Origin of the sequence: Hyphomonas sp. (assembly GCF_040882205.1) — a bacterium.
Taxonomy (GTDB): Bacteria; Pseudomonadota; Alphaproteobacteria; order Caulobacterales; family Hyphomonadaceae; genus Hyphomonas.
In genome coordinates this window covers 1-2,422 of sequence record NZ_JBBEBT010000268.1, presented here as the reverse complement: position 1 = coordinate 2,422, position 2,422 = coordinate 1, and the positions used below count along the sequence as shown (strand labels likewise).

Below are 2,422 nucleotides of genomic sequence, written 5' to 3'. Positions count from 1 at the left end.
GGCAGGTCTTCCTCGAAGCGCCAGGTCTCGCCCGTGGTGCCGCGCCCGAATTTCGGCGGATCGAGCACGACGGCGTCATACCTGCTGGCGCGGCGCTGCTCGCGGGCAACGAACTTCATGGCGTCATCGGCAATCCAGCGGATGGTCTGTCCATCGAGGCCGGAGAGGGTCTGGTTGTCCTTGCCGTAACCGTTGGATTTCGGGCTCGCATCGAGGTGGACGACTTCGGCGCCGGCCGCGGCGCAGGCGAGCGACATCATGCCGGTATAGCCGAACAGGTTCAGCACTTTCACCGGGCGGCCGGCAGCGCGGATCTGCTCTTGTGCGAAGCGCCAGTGGACGGAGTGTTCCTGGAAGACGCCCATGTGGCGGAAGGCGGTGCGGCGGGCGGTGAAGGTGAGGCCGTTCCAGCGCATCGGCCAGGCGTCCACGGCGCGGGGCGAGAGGATTTCCCACTGGCCGGCGCCGTCTTCGTCCGGACCCCTGGCGGCAAAGCGGGCGTCCGCCTTCCAGCTTTGCACCGGGCGCGCCGGATTCCAGAACGCCTGCGGGTCCGGGCGGATGACGGTCTGGCCGCCGAAGCGTTCGAGCTTCTGCAGGTGTCCGCTGTCGAGGAGGGCATAGTCGTCCCAGTCATCGGCGACGAGGAGACGGGTCTCGGTCTGCATCAGGCATATCCCCGCTGACGCCAGGCTTCGTAGATCATGATGGCGGTGGCCTGCGCGAGGTTGAGGCTGTCGGCGCCGCCGCGCATCGGGATCAGGGAGAGCGTATCGCAGACGGCTTCGACTTCGGCCGGGAGGCCGGCCTGTTCGTTGCCCATCAGGATGACCGAGGGCTTCGTGAAGGGGGCCGCATCGTGGCGGGCAGTCGCGTTGACGCTGGCGGCCGTAAGGCTGAGGCCCTGCTGGCGGCGCCAGGTGTCAAAGGCGGCGAAGCTGGCACTGGCGAAGGGCATGTCGAAGAGCGAGCCCATGGAGGCGCGGACAGCTTCGAAGCTATAGGGGTCGCAGCAGGTGCCGATAAGAATGACGCCGCTGGCGCCGGCGCAGTCGGCGGTGCGCAGGATGGTGCCGAGATTGCCGGGATCGCGCACTTCGTAGAGCGCCACATAGAGGGGTGCGGCGGATTTCGGCGCGGGCAGGGCCTCGGGCGCGAGGCGGCGCTGGCGGAAGGCGGCGACTACGCTCTGGGCATTGTCCTTCTGGGTGATCTTGCTCATCAGCCGTTCGGGCGCAAGCACGACCCGGGCGCCGGTCTTCTCCGCGTCCCGGGCGAGGGCGGCGATCTGCGGCCGGTCCGCCATGTCTGCCGCAACCACGACAGTCTCGGCCTGCCAGCCGCGCGCAAGGCCCTCGCCGACGATGCGGGCGCCCTCGGCGAGGAACAGGCCGGTTTCCGCGCGCTCCTTCTTGCGTTCAAGGCTCTTGAGCGATTTGATCAGCGGGTTTGACGGGCTGGTCAGGGTACCGGGCGGGCGTTGCATGGGTCGGGGAGCCTGTTGGGTCAGTCTTGCGGTTCGTTAACGGATAGGGCATCCCTGAGAGAAGGGACAATGATAACAGGAGGTCAGCGACGTCGTGCGCCTGCTTGACTACCTGACAGGTCTCATTTCGCTTCTTGCGCTGCCCTTTATCGCGTGGTGGGGCGTGAACCAATCCCCCCATAGTGCCGCAAGGCTCGAAGCGCAGCTCGAGGCACGGGCGCATCAGGCCCTGCAGCTTGCCGGGCTGGACTGGGCCAGCATCGAAATGGATGGGCAAACCGCGATCCTGACCGGGCCGGCGCCGTCGGCCGATGTCGCCGAAGAGGCGGCCGGCATCGTGCTGCGCAGCAGTGGTCCGGGCGGCCTCCTGTTCGGCGGGGTCTCGCAGGTTGAAACGCGGGTCCATACGGCAGATCCGGTCCGGCCCTATGTCTGGCGCGCCGGGAAGACGGCGAACGGGCAGCTGACGCTGTCCGGTCATGTGCCATCCAAGGCGGTGCGCGCGGCCCTGATGCTGGAAGCGGACGCTGTTTCCAACGGGCCAGCTGTGAACGAGATGGTGGTCGCGGCCGGGGCGCCGGCAGGAAACTGGCAGGGCATTGCGCGGTTTGCCGTGCTGCAGCTGGCTGAGCTCGATACCGGCAGCGCCGTGCTGTCAGACCATGTGCTGACGCTGCGCGGCGATATGGCCGACGAGGCGCGCCGGGCGCAGCTGCATCGGCAACGCTGGCGATGGCAGCGCCGTTTCGCGCCGTGGCGCTGGTGCAGGGCGCGCCGCTCTGGTGGGCGACGCGCGAGGCGGACGAACTTGTTATCGCGGGCGCCGTCCCGGGCGAAGCAGATCGCCGGGCACTGACCGCGCTCGCCAGGCGCGGCTTTGGCGGCGAAGTCCGCGACGAGATGGACGTGGCTGAGACGGCGGCGGCCAACTGGATG

Annotated in this window: 3 protein-coding genes; 1 reads left to right on the top strand and 2 read right to left on the bottom strand. The window is 68.4% G+C overall.

The features are described 5' to 3' along the window. Together WEA77_RS11440 and WEA77_RS11435 are read right to left on the bottom strand one after the other, a co-directional pair. The coding region (locus WEA77_RS11440) for a class I SAM-dependent methyltransferase (protein WP_368068016.1) at nucleotides 1–668 on the bottom strand (668 nt) is incomplete at its 3' end. Further along, nucleotides 668–1,486 (bottom strand): TrmH family RNA methyltransferase, encoded by an 819-nt coding sequence (locus tag WEA77_RS11435; protein ID WP_368068014.1) that lies wholly within the window; start codon nucleotides 1,484–1,486, stop codon nucleotides 668–670. The genes WEA77_RS11435 and WEA77_RS11440, both read right to left, overlap by 1 nt. A 94-nt stretch (nucleotides 1,487–1,580) precedes the next feature. On the opposite strand from WEA77_RS11435, the gene WEA77_RS11430 reads away from it, so the two are divergent. Beyond that, nucleotides 1,581–2,342: a hypothetical protein gene (locus WEA77_RS11430; RefSeq protein WP_368068013.1), complete on the top strand. Its 762-nt coding sequence runs from the start codon at nucleotides 1,581–1,583 to the stop codon at nucleotides 2,340–2,342. The last annotated feature ends 80 nt before the right edge of the window (nucleotides 2,343–2,422 follow it).